Origin of the sequence: Novosphingobium naphthalenivorans NBRC 102051 (assembly GCF_001590985.1) — a bacterium.
Taxonomy (GTDB): domain Bacteria; phylum Pseudomonadota; class Alphaproteobacteria; order Sphingomonadales; family Sphingomonadaceae; genus Novosphingobium; species Novosphingobium naphthalenivorans.
The window spans coordinates 1-22,907 of record NZ_BCTX01000008.1; the positions used below are offsets into that span (position 1 = coordinate 1).

At 62.1% G+C, this 22,907-nt stretch carries 12 protein-coding genes; 6 read left to right on the top strand and 6 right to left on the bottom strand.

The genetic code is table 11. The features are described from left to right. A partial coding sequence (locus NN5_RS04185; RefSeq protein ID WP_067732772.1) for an ArdC family protein occupies nucleotides 1-740 on the bottom strand: 740 nt, incomplete at its 3' end. 237 nt (nucleotides 741-977) lie between these two features. Here NN5_RS04185 and NN5_RS04190 point away from each other — a divergent pair. Further along, nucleotides 978-1,571 carry a DUF6088 family protein gene (locus NN5_RS04190; protein ID WP_067732773.1) on the top strand — a complete coding sequence of 198 codons (594 nt, stop codon included), beginning with the start codon at nucleotides 978-980 and terminating at the stop codon, nucleotides 1,569-1,571. Nucleotides 1,572-1,707: 136 nt separating this feature from the next. Here the strand turns inward: NN5_RS04190 and NN5_RS04195 are convergent, their stop codons facing one another. Together NN5_RS04195 and NN5_RS04200 are read right to left on the bottom strand one after the other, a co-directional pair. Continuing rightward, nucleotides 1,708-2,379: a HEPN domain-containing protein gene (locus NN5_RS04195; protein WP_067732774.1), complete on the bottom strand. Its 672-nt coding sequence runs from the start codon at nucleotides 2,377-2,379 to the stop codon at nucleotides 1,708-1,710. 20 nt (nucleotides 2,380-2,399) lie between these two features. Then, nucleotides 2,400-3,383: a helix-turn-helix transcriptional regulator gene (locus tag NN5_RS04200; protein ID WP_067732775.1), complete on the bottom strand. Its 984-nt coding sequence runs from the start codon at nucleotides 3,381-3,383 to the stop codon at nucleotides 2,400-2,402. Nucleotides 3,384-3,500: 117 nt separating this feature from the next. On the opposite strand from NN5_RS04200, the gene NN5_RS04205 reads away from it, so the two are divergent. Genes NN5_RS04205 through NN5_RS04225 form a run of 5 tightly spaced genes read left to right on the top strand, consistent with a single transcriptional unit; the run spans nucleotide 3,501 to nucleotide 21,508 of the window. Beyond that, complete coding sequence (locus NN5_RS04205) at nucleotides 3,501-6,794, top strand: TM0106 family RecB-like putative nuclease (RefSeq protein WP_067732776.1); 3,294 nt, start codon at nucleotides 3,501-3,503, stop codon at nucleotides 6,792-6,794. Next, the gene (locus NN5_RS26750) at nucleotides 6,795-10,025 is read left to right on the top strand and encodes a DUF8426 domain-containing protein (protein WP_245656222.1); all 3,231 of its coding nucleotides are present in this window, start codon (nucleotides 6,795-6,797) and stop codon (nucleotides 10,023-10,025) included. Beyond that, nucleotides 10,025-11,341 carry an McrC family protein gene (locus NN5_RS04215; RefSeq protein ID WP_067732777.1) on the top strand — a complete coding sequence of 439 codons (1,317 nt, stop codon included), beginning with the start codon at nucleotides 10,025-10,027 and terminating at the stop codon, nucleotides 11,339-11,341. Before NN5_RS26750 ends, NN5_RS04215 begins: the two co-directional genes overlap by 1 nt. Then, nucleotides 11,334-18,851 carry a sacsin N-terminal ATP-binding-like domain-containing protein gene (locus NN5_RS04220; protein WP_067732778.1) on the top strand — a complete coding sequence of 2,506 codons (7,518 nt, stop codon included), beginning with the start codon at nucleotides 11,334-11,336 and terminating at the stop codon, nucleotides 18,849-18,851. Before NN5_RS04215 ends, NN5_RS04220 begins: the two co-directional genes overlap by 8 nt. Nucleotides 18,852-18,865: 14 nt before the next feature. Continuing rightward, on the top strand, nucleotides 18,866-21,508 hold the full coding sequence (locus tag NN5_RS04225) for a DEAD/DEAH box helicase (protein ID WP_217998592.1): 2,643 nt from the start codon (nucleotides 18,866-18,868) through the stop codon (nucleotides 21,506-21,508). Between the two features lie 24 nt (nucleotides 21,509-21,532). Here NN5_RS04225 and NN5_RS04230 read toward each other — a convergent pair whose 3' ends face one another. The 3 genes from NN5_RS04230 to NN5_RS04240 form a co-directional block, all read right to left on the bottom strand. After that, a complete protein-coding gene (locus tag NN5_RS04230) occupies nucleotides 21,533-21,874 on the bottom strand; it encodes a thermonuclease family protein (RefSeq protein ID WP_245656224.1) in 342 nt (113 codons plus the stop codon). 201 nt (nucleotides 21,875-22,075) lie between these two features. Then, nucleotides 22,076-22,456 carry an XRE family transcriptional regulator gene (locus tag NN5_RS04235; protein WP_245656226.1) on the bottom strand — a complete coding sequence of 127 codons (381 nt, stop codon included), beginning with the start codon at nucleotides 22,454-22,456 and terminating at the stop codon, nucleotides 22,076-22,078. Beyond that, on the bottom strand, nucleotides 22,453-22,818 hold the full coding sequence (locus NN5_RS04240; protein WP_067732780.1) for a type II toxin-antitoxin system RelE/ParE family toxin: 366 nt from the start codon (nucleotides 22,816-22,818) through the stop codon (nucleotides 22,453-22,455). The genes NN5_RS04235 and NN5_RS04240 overlap by 4 nt, the downstream gene beginning before the upstream one ends. Between the last annotated feature and the right edge of the window lie 89 nt (nucleotides 22,819-22,907).

The following is a 22,907-nucleotide window of genomic DNA, read 5'->3' on the forward strand; positions in this document are numbered from 1 at the left end:
AAGGCCACCAGCTCCTCAAAGGCATACTTCTTGGTGCCGAAGCTGCCCGTGAGGTCACGGGCCAACCGGGATGCATGGCCCGTGGCATGCCCCAGCTCATGCAGGGCTGTGCGATGCCAGTTGATCGGCTCGAAATACGCCTGGGGCGGCGGCACCTGCACATAGTCATGCGACGGGACATAGAAAGCGCGGTCCCCGCCGATGCGGAAGTCGATGCCGGTCGCCCGGATCAGGGCCTCGACCTGTGGTTCGATGAGTCCGGGCGGAGGCGGTGGAGCAACAACGGCGACATCCTCCGGCAGGCCGTCGCATTGCGCCGCGTTGAACACCGTGAAGCGCTTGAGGAACGGGATCGCGGCCGCTTCCTCGCCGGCCTCGCGGGCGCGGCGCTTCTCGTCCTCCGGCGTGAAACGGTCGGCATAGACGACGGTGGTGCCGCGTTCGCCCCGGCGGACATTGCTGCCGAGCGACAGGGCCTGGCGGAAGGTGAGCCAGCTCTGGCCGGGAAAGCCGTGCTGGATCACCGCGCCCCAGAGGATCAGCACATTGATCCCCGAATAATGCCGCCCGGTCGCGGTGTTCCTCGGCATGGCGAGGGGCGCCTTGACCGAGGCCGATCCCCAGGGTTGGACCCAGGGGAAGCGGCCTGCCTCCAGCTCGGCGATGATCTTGCTGGTGATGTCGTCGTATAGGCTCGCACGGTCGGAGCCGGCACGCCCGTTGCGGTCGTTCCTGAACATCGCGGTTCTCCGCGACGGGCGCCGGAGACCCTTCTCCAGCCCTCAACCCGTCACGGAAATCCCGTCCGCACTCTCACTCTACTGGGGGCGTTGCGGGGATCTCCCCGCAGAAGGGGGCGGCCGAGACCCTGGCTCGGCCGCGGGGGAAGGCTTTCCCCCTTATCCGGTCTTCTTCTTTCAGGTGGGCTTCCTTGAGACTGTCAGAAAACTGCATATGTTCCTGACAAGGGAAAGACGATGACTCGGCTGTCCGAACAGATTCTGGCGCATGCGGCGGGGCTGCCCGAAGGCGCCCCGGTGTCTGCCAAGAGCCTGCTGCATCTCGGAAACCGGACGGCCGTGGATCAGGCGTTGTCGCGCCTGGCGGAGCGCAGGCAGCTCATCCGCGCCGGTCGCGGCGTCTATCTGCGCCCCATCGCCAGCCGATTCGGCACACGCACGCCTTCGGTCGAGCAGGTTGTTGATGCCCTTGCGACCCAAAAGGGAGAGATCATCGTCTCGAACGGCGCCGCCGCGGCGAACGTCCTTGGCTTGACGACGCAGGTGCCCGTCCGCTCGGTCTATCTGACCTCCGGACGCAGCCGAAAGATGCACCTCGGCAAGCAGGTCGTTGAATTGCGGCACGCGCCGCGCTGGCAATTGGCCCTGGCCAACCGGCTGGCAGGGGATGCCGTGCGGGCGCTGGCCTGGCTCGGCCCGGAAAAGGCAGAGGCCGCGCTCACGACATTGAAGCGGAAAATGCCGCCTGACGCATTCGCCGAGCTGGTTGCTGCTGCGCCCCAGCTTCCAACATGGCTCGCGCAGGCCATCGGGAAGGCAGCGTATTGCTGAGATATTCCTTTCATTTGTCGGCTGTCGGCCTTTGGGGCGCCGTCGACCATCCAGGCTGTCCGTGTCCACCAGCCCGGGAAACTCGGACACGGCCGAAGCAGGCCCTCTGGCCACTATGGCATGCAGCTTCAGGCCTTCATGGCACGACCGGGTAAAAGGGCTTGCCCCAGTCCTTGTCGGGATTGTCCATCATCAGATCGGCGAACACGGGCATGAGGAAGCCGAGGATGGCTGCGCCATCGCGGACCTGGGTGCGGTTGATGCCGCTGTTCCAGGTCGAGCCGCCATGGACAAGTTGATTGCGCAATACGTAAAGCCGGTCGAAGACAAAGCTGAGAACGCGCCTGGTATCGCCGCTTTGGACCGCCTGCGCGAAAGCACGCGAGGACGCTTTGAAGCGCTCCTCCCAATCTTCGAAACCAGCGATTCCGTTATGGTGCTGCCAGAACGGATTGAAGACGTAGCGGTTGTCCATCAGCAGCCGCACCGGTCCCGAAAAGCGCTGCCAGATCGCGCCATAGATCCGGCGCTGGTCGTCGAGCGCAATCAGCCTGCCGAAGAAGTCGGCGAAGGCGGCACGCTCGCCCGGCTGGATCGTCTGGAACTCTCCTTCGTCGGCGTAGGCGGCGTTGAACGCGATCCACAGGAAAATGAAACGGGCATCGTCATCTGCCCCACAAGCTTCGGCGCGGCCGATCCAGCTAAGGGCGCGATGGACGCGCAGGCTCATGGTCGGCGGAAAGCCGTCGCGGATCGCACGCTGCTTGGTCTTCAGTTCTGCATGGGTGATGCCGGTCTTTGTCGTCATTCCGCTTCATTCCCGTTGTCTCATGGCAGGGCGTCGAAATCGCTCCTGCGGTGGTTTTCGACCAAGGTGCGCAGTTCCTCGGGCGCGATGACCTCGACCGCGTCGCCCCATTGATAAAGATGCCAGGCCATCTCGAGCCAGCCCGCGGCATGAAAGCGCACGATCAGGCTGCCATCCTCTTGCGCTTCAACGACCTGTCTTGGGTGAAAGCAAAACTCAGCTGCCCGCGCTGCCGCGTGCGGTGCGAAACGCCAGATGACCTCGTCATATTGAGCCGGGTCCTGGTAGACGCCGAAGGATTGCGCTGCATAATCCTCCAGCGAAAAGCCGGGCATCAGGCTGAAGCTTTCGTCCAGGGTCTGGGCGCTCAGGATCTGGTCCATCCGGAAGTTCAGCATGTCTTCACCGCGTGCCGGCTGGCGCGCCACCAGATAACTGCGATGTCCAAGCAGGAGACCGTGGGGCTCGATGATTCGTTCGGGTGCGTCCTCGGTTCGGTAGCGCAGCCGCAGGCGGAACGGGCCGCGTAGCCCCTCGATTACGGCGTCCAGCACCGCCGGCGCCAGATTGACCCTGGGGCCGGGGCGGGTGACTGATCCCATCGCCAGAAGGACAGCCTCGACATCGGTTTCGGTGCGCAGGGCGTCGCGCGGTGTCAGTCGAGCCAGAAGTCCGTCGCGCAGATCCTCCAGTGCGGATGCATGGCGCAGGCGGCCATCGCCGCGCGCCGTTCTACCGGCGATCTCCAGCGCTTCGATCGCCGTTTCCTGACGGGGCTGGAGTCGGTCGAGCACTGTGTCGGCGACACGCCAGCGCCGCCGCCGGTCTGGGCCGTCCACCGTGTCGACGTTGGTGAATACGGTCTCCAGCGCGTCGGTCATGCGTTGTGCCGTGCGGTGCGAGACGCCGAATTCCTCACAGATCTCATCGAGGCCGATTCCCATCCGCCGGGTGGCGGCCATGCGTGCCAGCCTGATCAGATCCTGAGCCTTGGAGAACGACATGATCCAAATCCCGGCCGTGGACTATGTCAGATATTGACACCCACGCACGCTATGTCAGAGCTTGCAGTCTGTCGAGATGCAAGTCTTGTCGGGACTGCGCTCGCGCAGGGGGCGGTAATGCGAAGTATTGAGGGCGGCCGGATACTATTGTCCGCATCGGATCTGATGCGGTTTATGGGGTGCACCCACGCGACCGCGCTCGATCTCGCTTACATGCGAGGCAAAGGCCCGGTGCCCCGCGAGGACAGCGATGACGCCGCTTTGCTCCAGAAGCAGGGCGATGCCCATGAAGCTGCCCATCTGGCGAAGCTGAAAGCGTCGGGCGTTTCGGTCGTCGAGATCGCTCGGTCCGACCTTGCCGACAACGCGGAGACGACGCGCGCCGCCTTGGCGGGAGGCCCGCAGATCGTCTTTCAGGGAGCGCTGCTCGGCGACAATTGGGGGGGCTGGTCAGATTTTCTCGAGCGCGTCGAGCGCCCGTCGGATCTTGGCCCCTTCAGCTATGAAGTCACCGACACCAAACTCAAGCGGCGTCCCCATCCCAAACATGTGCTGCAACTGGTGCTCTACTCGGACCTGCTGACCGAGGTTCAGGGCGTCGCCCCCGAGTTTGCCCATGTCGAACTCGGCGATGGAAGCCGGGCGCAGCTACGGCTCGCCGACTATCAGGCCTATGCGCGTATGGCGCGCCAGCGACTCGAGGCTTTCCTAGAAAACCCGGCGCCGACCCGGCCGATCCCCTGTGCCGATTGCGGGCTCTGCCGCTGGGGCGATCACTGCGAAAGCTTCTGGCAGACCGAGGACAGCCTGTTCAACGTCGCGAATATCAGCCGCAGCCAGGTCAAAAAACTCGAGGCATCCGGCATCGCGACGATGGAAGCGCTGGCCGGGCTCGACCACCCGATCCGCGGCATGGCCGAAAACACACGGGCACGTCTCGTGATTCAGGCCCGTCTGCAACATGCCCGCAAGACGGGGGCGCCCGCCTTCGAGCTGCGCTTGCCCGATCCCGGCAAGGGCTTCGATCTGCTGCCGGAGCCGCAGCCGGGCGACATCTTCTACGATATTGAGGGCGACCCGCATTACGAAGGCGGCCTTGAATATCTCCATGGCGTCTGGCTCGACGGCCAGTTCAAGGCCTTCTGGGCGCATGACCATGCCGCCGAAGCCCAGGCCTTGTCCGAGCTGCTCGATTTCTTCCGGGAAAGGCTCACCGCTTTTCCCCAAGCGCGCATCTATCACTATGCGTCTTACGAGATCACCGCCTTGCGGCGGCTGACCGCCAAATACGGGATCGGTGAGGCCTTCCTGGACCGCCTGCTGCGCGAGCGACGCTTTGTCGATCTCTTCGCCGTGGTGCGCGGCGCGCTCATCGGTTCGGAAGCCAACTACTCCATCAAGTCGATGGAAGCTTTCTATGGGCGCAAGCGCGATGGGGAGGTGAAAACGGCGGGCGGCTCGGTCGTGGCCTATGAGCGCTGGCGCGAAACCGGCGAGCAGCAGATCCTCGATGAGATCGAGGATTATAACCACATCGACTGTGTCTCGACCGAGGAGTTGCGCGACTGGCTGGTCAGCATCCGGCCTGCGGCGCCATGGCCGGTCCTGGCCGTGGATGCCGGCGACAAGGAGGCCGAGGAAGACGCCGATACGCAGGCTCTGCGCGCGAAGCTCGCCGCGACCGACCTGCCGCAGGACCGACAAGACATGTTGTTCAACCTCGGCCTGTTCCACAAGCGCGAGGCCAAGCCGGCGCAATGGGCGGTTTTCGACAGCACAGGTAAGGACGAGGACGATCTGATCGACGATCTCGCCGCTTTGGCCGGCCTGGAAGCGATCGGCCCCGCCGAACCGGTCAAGCGCTCGATGATGCGCCGCTATCGCTTTCCGGCGCAGGAAACCAAGCTGCGTGCTGGCCGCAGCGCGACAGTCCCGGTCGTCGATGGGCCGCCGGCCAGTATCAGCATCGAGGAACTGGATCGCACCACCCGGATCGTCGCGGTCAAGGCTGGCTCCGCCAAAGCCCATCTTTTGGCTGACCGCCTGACGTTACATCCCGACTGGCCGTTGAATACGGACGTCATTGCTGCGGCTTTGCACGACGTGATCGAGGATCAATGCGGCGCACGCCGCCTGACCGCGATCGATGATCTGCTGGCGCGCGCCGCGCCGCGTCTTGTGACGGGCGCGCGCGCGGATCTGCTGGATGGCGCTGATCCGTTGACGGGTACGATCGCGGCAATTGCCGCCATGGACGGCACCGTGCTGCCGATCCAGGGACCACCGGGAACCGGCAAGACCTATGTCACCGCCCGGGCGATCCTGTCGCTGGTGCGCCAGGGCCACCGCGTCGGCGTTGCCTCGAACAGCCATGAGGCCATCCGCAATGTGCTGATGGGATGCCTCGCCGCGCAGGAAGATGGCGACCCTGTCCGTGGCCTGTGCATCGCTCACAAGGTCGGCAGCGGCGAGGATGGCTATCCGGACAATTTTACCGGCGTCATCCGCTCCACCGCCAATGATGATCCTTTATGGAGCCGCGCCCATGTGGTTGGCGGCACGGCCTTCTTCTTTGCCCGCCCCGAACAGGAGCAGGCGCTCGATTGGCTGTTCGTCGATGAGGCCGGGCAGGTCGGGCTCGCCAATATGGTCGCCATGGGCCGGTGTGCGCGCAACATCGTGCTGGTCGGCGATCCGCGTCAATTGCCGCAAGTCATCCAGGGCGCGCATCCTGATCCGGCAAACCTGTCGTGTCTGGAATGGATGCTGGGCGATCACGCCACGATCCCGCCCGATCGCGGCATCTTCCTGCCGGTTTCGCGCCGGATGCATCCCGATGTCTGCGCGTTCATATCGCGGCAGGTCTATGAAAGCAGGCTTGCCAGCGCTCCTGATACTGCCGTCCAGGCCATAGGCGGGACGGGCGGTCCCGAAGCCGGCGCTTTCTGGGTGCCGGTCGCGCATGAGGGCAATGCCCAGATCGCGGCCGAGGAGGTCGCTGCCATTCGGGCGACGATCACGGATCTGCTGACGGGAACCTGGACTGACAAGGATGGGACAACGCGCCCCGTTTGTCCCGCCGACATCATCGTCGTCGCGCCTTACAATGCACAGGTCAACGCCCTTCAGGATGCCTTGCCCGCCGCCATCCGTGTCGGCACGGTGGACAAGTTCCAGGGTCAGGAAGCGCCTGTCTGCCTGGTTTCCATGACCGCGTCGTCGGTCGAGGAAACGCCGCGCGGCATGGATTTTCTGTTCTCGCTCAACCGCATCAATGTCGCCGTCTCGCGCGCCAAAGGCCTGGCGCTCGTCTTCGGCGCGCCGCGGCTGCGCGAAGCAAAATGCGACACCGTCGAACAGATGCGCCTCGTCAATACGCTGTGCGCATTGCCCGAGTTTGGAGTTCTTTGAATGTGGACGAATTTCGAGGCGCGCCTCGATGAAAATGAGCAGGAACGTCCCATACCGCTGCGACGGGCGCTTTTCGATGTGCTCCGAGGTTCGGGTCTGCGCCCCGGCGAAGGCGTCACCAAGAAGATGGCGTCCCTTGAATTTGGCGCAGGCGAGCGTCTGCTGTGGGAAATTCAGAATCCGGCCAATATCTTTCTCGATGTAAAATGGCGCGATCTGGTCGAGGCGAACGGCTTTGCCACCGAGCTGCGAGCCTATCAAAGTGGTATGAAGGATGGCGGGCGGCATTCCGCCCTTAGCCGCGACTGGTCCTTTGGCGATACTGACTGCTTTGTCGTGCGGATCGACAGCGCCGAGGCCCTGCGCCGGCTGATCGGCGTGCTGTTGCAGTCCGACGATGAGCTGGTGCTCAATCCGGCGGCGGTCACGCGCTGGATCGAGCAGTTACGTCATTTCTTTCCCGCGCTCGACCGCTTCGATCTACCCGACCCGCAATTCGACGAGGCGGAACGGACCTACAAGCTGGAGATCGCAGCCGAGCTCAAGGCCGCGATCCCGCAGGCCGATTCCGATCAGGCGCTGGCCGACGCCGTCAACGCCGCGCTCGTCAAAAGCAATCTGCTACAATGGCGCGCCTATTGGCCGATGTCGTCGAAGGGCGACGCCGATCGCGAAAAGCTCTGGCCGGCGTTGCGAACGCTGGTCGACGCCGCGCTCGGTACGCCGGACGGCCACGCGGCCGCCCTGGAAATTTTCGTCAACGCATGGATCGCAGCGGTTCCAGACGGCAAGCCAGACCCGGCACGCCAGATAGCCGAATTCCTGTTCCTCCATCTCGCCCCTGACGATGGCATCTATATTCGCCATTCCGTGCGTCAGGACCTCTGGCGGGAAGCGGTGGGTCGCCGGTTTCCCGATCATGCGTCGATGGCCGACACCTATCGCGACGAATGGCGCTTCATGCAGGCGGTTCGGCGCGCTTTCGCGGATCGAGGCCTGGCGCCGCGCGACATGATCGATGTGCAAAGCGCGCTCTGGATCGTCCACAACTACAAGGAAGAGGACACGACTGCCTTTTCGCGCGAGGCGGTCGAGGCGGCGATGGATGCCTACGACAGCTACCGCCAGTCGAAGGAGCATAGCTCCATTTTCGATGCCTTTGGCGAGCCGCGTGACTATTGGGTCCGTTCGACACGCGACCGGCCCAACCGGATCTACCCGTCCAAGCCGATCGTCGGGTTCCTGCGCGGCAAGACGCAGCTCAATGGCGGCTGGGGACAGAAGGCCGATGCCGCCGCCCAACTCCATAACGTCGGCTATATCATCGTCGATAGCGACGATGCGCCGGTCACGCCGCCAGAGCGGTACGAGCATCTGATCGGCGATGCCGACCGCATCCGGCTATGCGCACGCAACTATTATGTCGAACCGGCTCGCGAGAAGAGCGTGAGCGAGGTTGCGATCCGCGCCGGTGATCTCGGCCACGACATGGGTCTACTCGACCGGCATCCGGCCATCTGTAGCGCGCTCGGGAGCGAAAAATTCCAGCAATGCGCCCAGGTTCCGCCGCCAACGCACACCCTGCCCAATCCCAGCAGTTCCACAGTTTTCACTTATCAGCTCGCCTCGGCAGAAGGGCACCAAACCATGACGCTTGTACCCGCCACCGCGATGCCCGCTGCCACCAATCTCATCCTTTACGGGCCGCCGGGAACCGGCAAGACTTATGCGACGGCCTGGGAGGCGGTGCGGCTCTGTCTGGGCGATGTGGCGGCCGATCCTCTTCGCGATGACCGCGATGCCGTGATGGTTGAATATCGCCGTCTCGCCGGCGAAGGCCGGATCGAGTTCGTTACCTTTCACCAGTCCTTTTCCTATGAGGATTTCGTCGAGGGGCTGCGGCCGACGACCGGTGTGGAACAGGAAGGTGACGACGAGGTCGCCAGCACTTCGGGTGGCTTCAGTCTCAAGCCCCATGGCGGGGTGTTCAAGATCATCAGCGAGAGGGCGCGTCTCGACACCGGCGATGCGCCGGCCAAGCGGCTCGACCGCTCGCGCGCGATCTACAAGATCGCTCTCGGCCAGCGCGGCAGTCAGGAAGATCGGATCCGCGAAGGCCTCGATGGCGGGCTGATCCATCTAGGCTGGGGCGGCGACATTGACTGGTCCGACGAGCGCTTCGACGATTTCGAAGAAATTCGGAAGGCGTGGAACGACCAGAAGGACCCCGACGCATCCGGCAAGGACCCCAATATCGAGATGCTTTACGCCTTCCGGTCCGGTCTTCAGGTGGACGACTATGTCGTTATCTCTGATGGCCGCGACAGCTATCGCGCCTTTGGCCGCGTGAGCGGTGAGTATTATTTCGATGCTGATGCGGCCGTCCACCCGCACCGGCGCCGCGTCGAATGGATATGGCGCGATGACAATGGCGCCGAGCGCGCGCCTTTCTACGCCCGGAATTTTCGCCGCCAGTCGGCCTATCGGCTCGATCCAGACCGGATCGACTGGGATGCGCTTGAAGCCGTGGTAATCGACCCTAATGCCGAGCGGCCGGTGGCCGGTGCGCGACCGCATGTCCTCATCATCGACGAGATCAACAGAGCTAATATCTCCAAGGTGTTCGGCGAGCTGATCACGCTGCTCGAAGTCGACAAGCGGCTCGGCTGCGAAAACGAGGTCAGGGTCCGGCTTCCCTATTCCGGGACCAGTTTCGGTGTGCCGGCCAACCTGCACATCATCGGTACAATGAACACGGCAGATCGCTCGATCGCGCTGCTCGATACCGCCTTGCGCCGCCGCTTCACCTTCCGCGAGCTGATGCCGGACGTTGAGGAACTGCGCCGGGCGCTGGCGGCACGGCAGCTTGATGCCGAAGATCTCGATGGGATTGATCTGTGCAAGCTGCTGCACACGCTCAACGAGCGGATCGAATTTCTCTTCGATCGCGAACACCAGATCGGCCACGCCTATTTCACCGGCTGCCGCAGCCGGGCTGACGTCGAGGACGTCATGCGCCACAAGGTCATCCCGCTATTGGCAGAGTATTTCTATGAGGATTGGTCGAAAGTCGCCGCAGTGCTCGGCGATGGCGACGGCACCAACGGCGCCCATTTCCTTGAATCAAAGAGTCTGCCGGCTCCGGCCGGCTTTGCCGACGATGAGCTGGGTGGAGACAAGCGGCGCTGGAGTGTGAAGGCTAGTTTCGATTTCTCGGACTTTGCAGCCTGATGCCTGCCTATACGGTTCGAGAATGGGACAAGCTCGCCTATGGCGAGGGCAATGGGCAGATCCCGGCCCACCATGCCGACCGGCTGGCGGGTCTGGCAGCGCGTTCGGTCTTTGCTGGCCGGGGCGGCAGCGGAGTGCTCGAACATGGCCGGCATGCCTTGCGCGCACGCGGCGTGGTGGGGATTCTGGCGGCGGGCGATGCGAGCCTGGAGATACTGCCCAAGATCGATGTGGCGCCCGGTGAAACGCCCGATCACCAGAACGCTGCAATCCGCAAACGCCTGGTTCATATGCTGGCCGTCGCGCTCGATCTCAAGATCGACCTGGGCGTCATCACCGATCTTGCCTGGCAGCGCGAGACTCTGCTCGAAATCCTGATCCGCATCTTTTGCGACAAGCTGACCACGGCCCTGCGCAAAGGGATGCCGCGTCGGTATGTCGAGCGCGAGGAAGACTTGCCGACCCTGCGCGGCCAGCTCGACATCACCCGCCAGTTTGCCCGGCATGCGGTCAACCCCTCGCGCCTTGCCTGCCGGTTCGATCTGTTGTCCGAAGACATCGCCATCAATCGGATCATGAAGGCGGCCGTGGTACGTCTTCTCCGCGTCTCACGGCGCAGTGCCAACCAGCAACGTCTGCGAGAGTTGGCCTTCGTCTACGCCGACATTGCCGATGTACCGGTTTCGGCACTGCGCTGGGATGATGTTGTCATCGATCGCACCAACCGGTCCTGGCAGGAACTCTTCGCCATGGCCCGCCTGTTTTTGCAGGACCGCTATCAGACGACCACGGGCGGCGCGGGTCAGGGCACCGCGATGCTGTTCGAGATGAACGCGCTGTTCGAAGAATATGTCGGGCGGCTGATTGCCCGGGCGCTGGCGGGAACAGGACTGACCGTCTCGTTGCAGGGCGGGCGCCTGTTCTGCCTGAGCGCGCAGGATAGTGAGCGAGGGCTCTTCCAGACCAAGCCCGACATTCTGATCCGCTGGGGCGGTGCGATCACCCACGTCATCGACACCAAGTGGAAGCGGATTTCCTCTCGCATCGATGACCCCAAGCAAGGGGTCTCGCAGGCCGACGTCTATCAGATGATGGCGTATGCGCAGCTCTATCGCGCCCCGCGCTTGACGCTGCTCTATCCGCATCACCCAGGGCTCGGACCCGAAGACCTGGTTCACGCCCGTCATCGTATCACGGGACATGACACTATCCTGGAGACAGCAAGCATCGACGTGTCGAACAGCAACAACATGCTGACGCGGCTGAGATGCCTGTTCTTGAGTGAAGAGCCGAAAGTGCGCTGCGCTTATGCCTGATTTTCACATTTCTCCGATCTCGATCGTTAATCAGATCAAGAGCAATCTGCAGGATCGGTACGATTCCGGGTATCCGATCCTCAAGGAGTTGCTGCAAAACGCCGACGACGCGGAAGCCCAACGATTCAGGCTCGACGCACTGCCCGGCTGGCCAAACGCGGTGAATCCGCTGCTGCGTGGGCCGGGTCTTCTGGTCGCGAATGATGGCTTCTTCCGCAGGCAGGACGAGAGCGGAATCACGTCGTTTGGCGAGAGCAGCAAAGCCGCCGACAATGCCGCGATCGGCAAGTTTGGTTTCGGCCAGAAGGCCGTGTTTCACCTCTGCGATGCGTTTATCGTCTACGCCCGAAGGGAAGACGGCGATGCCTTCTTTACGGTCGTTAACCCGTTCTTGGAGGTGGATGTCGCAGGCAATATCAGTCGGCAGTGGGAGCCTCTCGAGCCTGCCGATGTCGGATTTTTGGGAGGTAAGGTCGCCTCAGACTTCCCGGATCGCTACCTCGTTCTTTGGCTGCCGCTGCGCCGGGATGGTATTCAGCCAGCCCCAGGGGTTGGCTTTTCCAGCAATATGCCATCGGCAACAGAGACGATCAGGGAACTCATCCGACCTGACGATTTGCAGGCTGTCCTGACGACGCTGCGCCACCTGAAATCGATTGAAATTCTAGAAAACGGCGAACCTCGCAGTAGGTTAGAACTCAATGTTGCGCAGGGCCGTTTCGTCGGGCCGAACCGTTTGGGCGATGGTGTTCACGCCTTTGGCGGCAAGATCGAAGCCGCGCCGGAGAGATCAACAGCGTTATTTGTCGGGCGTGAAGCGATGGCTCTTGATGGTCGTCTCGCGGAGTTGAAGCGCACGCCGCATTGGCCGCAAACGATAACTGTTCTCAACCCACAACCCGTCCCGGAGAAGGGAGAGCCTCATGGGGCAGTGACGCTGTTGCGCATCCCCTACACAGAGGAAGTTGCGCGCATCGCGCCTGCGCAACTACGCATTTCTTGGGCCGTGTTCCTGCCCATCTCCGATGAATCCAGCATCGTCATCCCGCTCGACGACAGTGCGCTCGGCCAGTTCCGTTTCCTGCTACACGGCTATTTCTTCCTCGATAGCGGCCGTCGCCAGATCGAGGGGCTGAATGCTGTCGTCGAAACAGGCGTGCCTGCCGATGCTATGGCGCTGCGCCGCGCGTGGAATAGCGAACTTCGTGACTCCGTGGTTCTCCCGCTCCTGCCGACTCTGCTGAGAGACGCGCTTGGCAAGGCGATGGTGACATCATCGGAACTCACTCAGGTTGTTTCGGCGCTCGCCCGTCACGACTGGTTTCGGCGCAATCGCGACGCCATTTGCCGAGAACATGCGTTGGTGCGTGTGCTCGAAGGGCCGGCCATCGTCTGGCGCGTCGTTCCATCGGGGGACGCTCTTCGGCCGCTGCCGGCTTCGGTGGCGGATGCCCCTCAGCGGATTGGGGAATTGTTCGGGGCCATCGGCGCATGGGCCGATTCAAGCGGTGCGCATCTCGTCGTCGATGCCCGCGCCGCGCTGAGTGCTCAGCCGATACGCTGGACCGAGGCGGACCTCAGCACAGTATTCTCCACGCTTTCACCCCGTGCATTCCAATCGCGCGATACCGCGCTCACGCGACTCCTAGTCGATTTCCTCGGCATGGCGATACTCGGCGATGCTGAGAAGTTCGCGACCAGGCCGCACATGGTCACGGCCTTGCGCGCGGCAATGGCGGAAACTCAGGCGCTTGCTCCGTCCGAACTCATTAAATCGGCTCTTGTCCACGTTCCACATGGCGTGTTGTTCCCGCTTCCGCCATCTGTCGAAAACCGACAAGTCCTGCGCGCGCTGGCGTCTGCCCCGGCGAATATCCTGCCAGTTCGCGGCGAATGGATCGACGATGGCCGACGCCCTCCTCGACTATCCGACGAAGACCTCAAGGCGTTGCTCACCGCACTCGAGCCGCTGATTGAAGGCGATCAGGCGGATCAAGCGGCGACCGCCGCGTTGGCGCTGCTCGCTCAGGCCGAGCGGAATATCTCCGAACTGGCGCGCGATCCCGACTTCGCATCCATCAAGGTTCTGCGGGTGCGGGATGTCCGTATCCGTGGCCCGATTGTGCTGTCGCTCCAAGCGCTCGTTGAACACTCCAGAGCTGGACTCTTGTTCGCAAGCTCGCCTCAAGCGAACACATGGCTGCCTTTGCTCGTGGAGGCATTGCCAGACGCATCCCCGCTGATCGTGGATAGCGGTGCGATACCTCTCTTTCGAGATGAGGCAAATCTCACGCTTCAGTCGGCGGGCAGGGAGGCTGCTTTCTCGCTCATCAACAAAGCCGTGAGCTTTGGGCCAGTGAGCGCCCGCCAACGATTGCTTGATGAGATTGCTACCGATAATAAGGACGATCCGGCCGCCGCCCGGCGCCTCTGCGTCGGCATCTACGAAGCGGGATACTCAGCATCGAAACTTTGGACGCTCGACCCAAATCAAAATCCGATAGAGCGCATTGCCACGGCTCTTATTACCCGGAGCCAGAACGAATTTCTTGTCCCGACCGGCATTGCTGACGGATTGTCCAGGACGCAGCGAAATCATCTTCGTATAGAGGTGCTTGACGCTGCCAATCTGGAAACTTTGTTCGAGAAGAACATTGCCGCCATCGCGCAACTGATCCCTAATGTTTCAGAGCGAGAGGCGGTCCTTGATGCCGGCCTGCCCGATGATCTGCTGATCCGGTTGCCTATCCATGAAAGGCAGGACGGAACAGTTGGGGATGGAAAGGGCATCTTTCGCGAAACGAAAGAATGGTCTGTGCCTGAACCGTTGCGGGCAGTCGTTTCTATCGTCCGGCCGTGCCAAAGCCAGAAGGCTCGGGAACGGCAAGGACAGCTTATTGGGGCATGGTCACCGGAAAGCCAGATTGAGGTTGCGCTAAGTTGCAGCGATCCACACCGCCTTCGTGGTGTGATACTGGACGCGCTCGCCGGGTTGCAATCTCCGCCCGATGGACGCTTGCTTGAAGGACTGCGCGCCAAGTCGTGGCTTTTTGCCGATGGACACCCGGTCAAGCCGCAGGATGTGCTCGCCCTTCCACCAGCGGTCGATGAAGCGGCACGAGGGCTTCTCTTGAAGAACGGAGAGACGCCCCCGTTCCTGCCCGCAGCAAGGCTGGCCATCGACGTGCGCGAGCATCGCGGCTTCGATCATCTTGGAAGATGGGTTCTACCGGACAGGTGCTCGTCATTCGGAGCCCTGGCGCTGATGGTCAATGATGGGGGGATCATCGGCCGCCTCGGAACGGCGGATGAGCTTCCAACAGACGATTTTGCGACATTGGCGCAAGATGGCGGCGATGTCGGGTTGCCGGGCTGGCCTCTGCTGGCGGCGGTTCTGACCTCGGAAGCTGATCGCGGCGACACGATGAAGGTTGTCGCCGCTTTCGCGGAGATCCACTCCTCCGGCGCTGATTTGGCAGGAACCCACCTCGACCACCTCGCGGCGCTGGCGGAGGAAAACGGGCGGAAAGGCGAGGCGGCCCGCAGGGTCTATCGCCACGGATTCAATATCGTCACCTGTTGGCCGGAAGAAACCCGCCGTCGGGTGTTCGGCGGAACGCTGGTTCCTACCGAGGCCGGAAATTGGCGCAGCGGCCGGGAGGTCGTCCAAGGCGGTGACGGGCTCGATCCGAACTATGTGTTGGCGCGGGACTACGCATCCGCGCTTGGAAAGCGTGAGGCATCACCTGTCGAGAGGCGTGGCGCCGGATATGAAGTTCATGACTCATCTCCAACCGATCATCGCCGGGGCGAAATCAGGAATGTCGATCTGGCTGCATTGGAAGCCCAGTGGGCAGACCAGCATCGGTCGTTCCTCGCCACATGGCTGGGGCGCGTACCGTCTGACCTGGTGATCGTCTATCTCGGCCTGATCGGCCGCAGCGAGCCTTTCCGGCACCTTGCGAACGAATGGGCGATCGACGCGACCGCCGATGTCGATACCCTTTGGGCCGACCTCGACAATCACTTTCCCAGAGAAATCCTCTATCCGAACTCGTTGGCGGATGAGGTCGATCAACGCCGCTTCCTGATAGAGCCGGTCGCGGGCGAGCATGTGCAGGCCGTCGCTCTGTCGGGGGACGTGTTCGACGCGCCGTTGGGTGATCCCGGCAAGGGAATCCTCATCGGGAATCTGCACAAGAGCCATGAGGGCATCCGGGCTGCCGATGGTAAAGTGCGGTCATTGATCACGCTGCCAGTCAGGCAAGTCGACCCGAGCAGATACGGTCAGAAAGAGGCCAGCGGCATCTTTCGGCGGTTTGTCGAGACAGTCGCGGCGGATTGCCTATGGCTCGGCATGGAACGCCAGCGTGCGGCGTTGCGGGAGATGTTGGACAGGGCGGTTGAGGTCGATCAATCGACGATCGAGGAAACTGAACGCCTGCTTCGGGACCGGCTCCCCACGATTCTCGCTGAGCTGAAGCTCCCCACTGACTACCGAACACAGAAGGCGCTACGCGCATATCAGGCTGAAGAGAGCCGCCTTCTTCACCTTGCCGCACCAGCGCAAAAGATGGAGGAGCTGAAATCGGAGCTGTGGCGAGAAATATCCGGCGGCACACTGGCGACTGAGCTTCTGTCTGCGGTTCGCGCCAAGATCGGGGACTTCGGATATTCCGCCAGCCGGGTTCTGTTCGAGCTTTTCCAGAACGCCGACGATGCCTATCGACAGCATGGTGAACCTGGTTCGAACGCCTGTTTCCGTGTAGAGCCGCTGCCGGGCGACCCAGGCGGGTTTCGTGTCGTCCATTGGGGCCGCCCGATCAATCACATGGGGCAGGACGCAGAGGAGGGGCGCCGCGTCGGTCATGACCGCGACCTGCTCAATATGCTGTTGATGAACTTCTCCGAGAAACGCCCCGGAGACGATCTCACTGGCAAGTTTGGGCTGGGCTTCAAGAGCGTCCATGTGCTGTCGGACGGTATCGGTATCGCCAGCGGCTTCATCGCCTTGCGCACGGCCGGCGGCTTTTTGCCGACGCCATGGCCGGAAGGCATCGACATAGCAGAGGCACGAAAGGCCCCCGGCGGCCGAAAGGCGACCGTTATCGAAGTCCCCCTTTCAGCGGAGACGGCTGACAAAGGCGCCGATGCGATGACGGCGTTCAAAGCCGCCGTGACCTGGCTGCCTGCTTTCGCCCGCACCATTCGCCGCATCGAAATCGAGGACGACGTTCCCACGAGCGTCGATTGCTCGTCTTTGCCACTCCTCGGCGAGAGCCAAGTCAGCGTCGTTTCCATGTCAGGTGGGCGCCGCGAGCGAGCCCTGCGATTCGATCTATTGTCCGGGTTTGCCCTTCTGCTGCGTGTCGGCCCCGCCGGACCGGACAGATTCCCCGACGATCTGAAGCGACTCTGGAATCTGGCCCCGCTTGAGGTGCCGTCACGTTCTGGCTGGCTGCTCAACGGTCCTTTCGCTGTCGATCCGGGTCGCACAGGGCTGGCTGGCTCGATTGCTGATCAGACGGAGAAATTTCAAACGCTTGGCCGGGTATTGGGAGACCGCCTCCTGAAATTACACGATCTCGCGGATGTAGACTGGCGCGGGTTCTCGGAAAGCCTCGACCTGGATGCCTCCGACGCCTCCAGAACAGTGGCGTGGAGCACCTTCTGGTCTCACCTGTTCGATGTTCTCGCGCCGGATTTCGACGACGATCTGGCCCGACACATGCACGCCGATGGTCGTGGATACGGCCACCTCATAGGCCAGCGGCAAGTCGTGCCGACTCGCCTGCCGCCTCCATTCGCTGCGTTGATAAAGGCGTCAGACGCGGCCTATTTCGTCGATGGCGCGTTGTCGGACCTTCCCATGCTCGCCAAAGTCCAAAATTGGCCTGCCCTCGCGGAGCTACGAGACCGGACAGTCGCATCCGAGATAGCCGGGCAATTGAGAAAGCTCGGCTTTGGGAATGTCCGACAATTACGATTCTCAAGGCTTCTCCGTCAGCAGATCGGCGAAGGCAAGCATATCAGCCCAGATTTGGCCAAGGCTCTCGGCCTTGCCCTTACACCTCAATCTATTCGGGAAGCACCACTCGATAGCGAACTTTATGAAATTCTGGACATTGCCAGGCAAGCCTTGTTCCTCGCGCAGGATGGGGCATGGCGGATAGCTCAGCTTCCGAGTCCCGATGCCGCCGATGACCCCGAAGAGCGCAGGCTATGCGCATTTGCGCCCGCGAAGCATCTGCTCGACAGGCAATATACTGGCGCGGCACTGGAGTTTTTCCGGGTCGCCCGCGAACGATCGGGCTTCGGCCCTCAAGCGCGTGATCTCGGGGGCTGGACATCGGAAATCCCTGCCGACGACCAAGGTCGTCAGACAGCGGCACTACGATACATCATTGAGGGTCGCCAAGGCCGAGAGTTGGGTGAGGAGATTCGCCGCCATCGCCCCGGCTGGCTGCCTTGGCCTTCGTCGCAGTTGCGGATCAGCCCGCTGCTCTCTGGCTGGACCGAGAAGGAAAAGGACGATCTCCTGTACGCCCTTCAGGGCCGTGACGCCTTCTTGCCGCAAATGCCTGTTCAGCCTCCGCCGCCTGAGCCTGCGACGGTTCTGGCGGCGATCCATGCCTGGTGGCGCGCCGAGGGCTCCGGCCTCCGCGCCTTATACGCGGAGAGAACCTACCCAGGGCATTTCTCGCCGTTGCAGCTTCGCGAGTCACAGGAGCGCGCGGCATGGTTCACGATGTTCGCCTTGGCCTGCTTCCAGTCGTTCGGCCGCGTGCAGGATGGGCAGCATAAGAGCTTCATCGACGACGGCTTCAGAGAAGGCTGGTGGCAAGAGTTGTCCGAGTCACGGCCTCCCGGTGAGGTGCAGTCATGGCTTGAACGGCTCGAACGATGGAGCGCGCCCGACCATTTCGATCAGCAATACCTGACGTGGCGACGCACATTCGTCGATCTGTATTCCGTTGCTCGTTGGCTGGATGAGTATCGCGAGGTTACGGTCAAGCTACCGAGAATTATCGAGGAGCATGGCGTCATTTCGCTCAACGGCGCCTTGCAGCCGAGCTACTGGCCGCCGGCCATGCGCCTTTCCATCGACGCCGCCCCGATAAACCGTTCTCTCGGTATTGGCATGAACTGGATGATCCGCGAACTGCTGCGGCACGGCGCCTATGAGTCGGGCGATGAGCACCTGATGATTCCCTATGTTTGGGCTCCATCCCAGCGTGTCCGCGTCCTGCTGAATGAATTAGGCGCTGACGTTGGTGAGCGGCCGGACAAGGAAGCAAGTCGGACGATCTGTGATTTCGTAACGAAACATCTCGGAGACGACCGTCGATTTGATGGCGATTTCGATCTCCCGCTTCAATTGATTACCCGGCGCAAGCACAGGGGTGCTTTGGAAACGTGCTTCGCTGAGGTTGGCGGCGCTCCGCCAGACCTAATGGAGTATGACGATGAACGGGAGAACGAGGGCGAGATAGGGGATAGTGGCGAATGACGGAAACGCGACCAATGGCTGCCGGTATTCCCGTTCACCATCCTCGTCACGGCAATGGCCGTGTCGTGGTGGATATGGGAGCCACCGTCGTCGTTCGTTTTGGCGGGACTGTTGAGCAGGTTCTGGCAAGCGAGATTGCCGAGATACCGTCTCTCTACTCGGCTCTCCGCACGGGCACGGGCACGGACACAGATCCCATAGATGCGGTGATCCGTGCCCAGGCGCTTGCCATCCGATCAGTCAATGACCAGTGGGGGGTGTTTTCTCGCTCGCGCGTGCAGTTGCTTCCTCACCAGCTATGGGTTTGCCGCAAAGTAACCCAGGAATGGCCCTTTCGCTGGCTTGTCGCTGACGACGTGGGACTGGGCAAGACGATCGAATGCGGCCTTGTCCTCATGCCGTTGATCGCATCCGGGCGTGTGCGCCGTGTGCTGATCCTTGCGCCGGCGAAGCTCGTGCCGCAGTGGCAATTCCGCCTCAAGGATATGTTCGACATTCGGCTCCAACGCTATGTCACGGAGGCGGACACGGCGCGCGGCGATTTTTGGGCAACCGCTTCGATGGTGGCCGCATCATTCCATACGCTGAGAGACGACCGTCGCGGGGCGCGGCAAAGGCTCCTTAACGCCGATCCCTGGGATTTGGTCATTGTCGATGAGGCTCACCACCTCAGCGTGGATGAACGCGCCGGCGAGACGCTGGCATACAGCCTTGTCTCCGACCTTCAGGAACGGGGTAAGATCAACTCCCTGCTGTTTTTCACCGGAACCCCGCATCGTGGAAAGGACTACGGCTTCTTCGGCCTGATGCGCCTTGTGCGGCCGGACCTCTTCGACCCGGAGCATGACCCGCTAGAACAGCTCTCGCAGCTTTCCAAAGTCATGATCCGAAACAACAAGGCGACTGTCACCGACCTCCAGGGTCAAAAACTCTTCAAGCCTGTTAACGTCTTCAGCCGGGAATACCAATATAGCGACGATGAAACGCAGTTTTATCGGACGTTAAGCGAGTTCGTCATCGACGGCCGGGCCTATGCTGCGACCCTTGACGGGCGGGCGCAGACAGCCCGGATGCTCGTGCTGATCACGCTACAGAAGCTGGCCGCCAGTTCGATCGCGGCAATCCGCAATGCGCTCCGTAAACGTCGAACAATGCTTGCGAACCTCGTTGGCCGTTCAAATGAGTCCGTCCCGCTTCCTGATGACGAGCAGGCGACGTTTGACGATTTGGCGGAAGCCGAGGAGGCGCTTCCCGGTTCTGCTGCCGTCCTGCTGGTGGAGGACGAAATACAGCGTCTCGACGAGCTGATCGCTCTCGCCGACGCCATAGTCCGAGAGACCAAGATCGAGCGCCTACTTCAGATGATCGGCGAGGAATTCGGCCCGGACGAGCCGATCCTGCTTTTCACGGAATACAAGGCAACCCAAGCCCTTATCATCAACGCGCTGCATCGCCGGTTCGGGTTTGGTTCGGCTACGTTCATCAACGGGGATGAACGGCTGGATGGCCTTGAGCAGGCTTCGGGCTCGGCAAAGACTGTCAGCCAGCCTCGCGAGCACGCCGCGGATGCCTTCAATGCGGGGAAAGTGCGGTTTCTTGTGTCCACCGAGGCTGGCGGCGAGGGCATAGACCTTCAAGAGCGCTGCGCTGTGCTGGTCCACGCGGATATGCCCTGGAACCCGATGCGACTCCACCAGAGAGTCGGGCGTCTATCCCGCTATGGCCAGACGCGACCGGTCTCGGTCTACATTTTGCGAAACCCCCAGACCGTCGAGGCGCGCATCTGGGATTTGCTCAATGCGAAGCTGGAGCGCATTCAGGCTGCTCTCTCCTCGGTGATGGAGGAACAGGAGGATATTTCGCAGTTAGTCATAGGCATGGCCGGCAACTCGCTCTTCAACGAGCTGTTCTCCGGGAGCGAAGGGCTTTCTGGCGAGCGATTGGGAGCCTGGTTCGATCGCGCCACCTCCACCCTCGGCGGGCGTGACGTGGTTGAAACCGTGCGCGAGCTTTTGGGCTCCGTGTCGAGGTTTGATTTTCAACAAGTCGGAAGAGACTTGCCGAAGGTCGACCTTCCCGACCTCGAGCGGTTCTTCACCCAAACTGTAGGCAGGCATGGGCGCCGGGTTTTCCGGCGGGATGGTGGTCTGGAGATCAGAACCCCCGATGATTGGAAGGCGCGCAGCTACGCGCTCCGAGACAAGTACGAGGGACTGGTTTTCGACCGCAGCCTCCGGGGCGCCAATGCCGCCTCTAGGGTTCTGGGGATCGGCCATCCTCTGTTCGACATTGCGCTCGACGATGCGCAAGACATCCCAACGCGAGCCGCCTCCGTCGAGGGGCTCGACCGTCCGGTGCTGATCCTAGCTGTTGAAGACGAAGTTACCGGGACTGGCTCGCTCGTCCATAGGCTGATTTTCGGCGTGACGGAGAAGGACGGGAAGATCGAAGTCTTGCGAGATTGGGAACTGTTGCAGGTGATGAACGCGCTCACGGTCAAAAGTCCTCCTGGTGCTGGGTCAGCGACTGAGGGCGCTGAGGCGGTGATTGAGCACCTCAAACAAGCATTTGACGCCAGCCTCTCCTCTCATGCGTCCACGCTACGGCGGCCGATTTCCTGGCCGGAAATGCTCTTTCTTCCGACCGCGGCAGGGTAGCGCGATTGGGTAGCTCCAGAAGCGTCACCGCTTGCCTTTGTCGAGCCCGTTCCCGCCCTCGATGCTCCCGGTCGCGCTCAGCAGGTTCCCGATGGAGCGCCCACCGATCCGGCAGGTGGCCACCACACGGTCGTAGGACCGGTGATTGGCGATGCACTCTGCCTTGCGCCCCATGGCTACTCTCTCCAACGCTGCCTTGGCACCGGGGCCGGAGGGGGAGTGGAGTTCGGGCGCGTAGAAATCCTCCAGCCGGATCTCAACCCAGTTGGCTGGCCCTGAGCCCACGGCTACGCACAGGGAATCACCGTCTCCGACATAGACCACGGGGCCGGAGAAGTGTGCGCCGCGGTGAAGATATGACGGCATCAGGCCACGGTCGGGAATGGCTTTGCAGGGATCGGCCTTCGCCGCTGTTACAGTGGTCAGCGCCCCAAGCAACGCCAAGCCGATAGCGATGCGCATAGTCTTGTTCCTACTTCCCCTTACCGCGTTGCCCGCAACACGGGTTTGCGGGTTCCAATCCGCAGGTCGCTCACTTCCAATTATCATGAAGTCCTTGGGGCGGCTCTACGATCCGGCAACGGCGCGCCGCCGCGCGACGGTACGCGCAGGCCGGTGATTTTCTGCGATGTCTCCTAGGTGGTCGAGACGAAGGGCCGGCGCACCAGGAAGCTGGACGATTAGCTCGAGTTTTCCGCCCACGGCCTCCACATAGCTGCGCAAGGTCGACAAATACATGTCGGCCTGCTTCTCGATCTTGGAGACGGATGGCTGCTTGATGTTCAGCGCGGTCGCTATGTCCTCCTGGGCCTTGCCAGCGATCTGGCGCAACTCCCGCAGACCTTCGACCTCTTGCCGCATCTGCTGATAGCGGGTCTCGATCTCGGTCTGCTGATCCTGCGGCAGCGAGGCGATAACGTCGGTCAGGCTCCGGCCCATATCGGTCATCCCTTCTTTGCGGGTTTCAGATTTTCCAGATGTCCGGAAAACCGGCTGTCCGCCTTTGCAATGAGCTGCTTGTAGAAACGCTGCTGACTGCCGCCCGATTTGTCGCCCGCGACCAGCACGATCGCGTTGCGCTCGGGGTCGAAAGCGAAGGCAACGCGCCATTCGCCATCGGCGGCAGAGAAGCGCATCTCCTTCATGTTGGCATGTTTGGAGCCGTTGAGCGTGTCCACGTAAGGCCGACCAAGCTGCGGGCCGTATTCGCCAAGGAGCTTGGCGACGGCCAGGAGTTCGGTTTGGACGGCGCGCTCAAGAGCGGCAAACTCTGCCTCGAAGGCATCATGCAGCTTAACGTCCCAAGTCATATAGCCTCCAGGCTATGTGAAGTCAAGGACGGTCGGGCAACAGCCTGTTGCACAAATCCGGGGCCGGGACGGTCGCTGACCTTGGAACG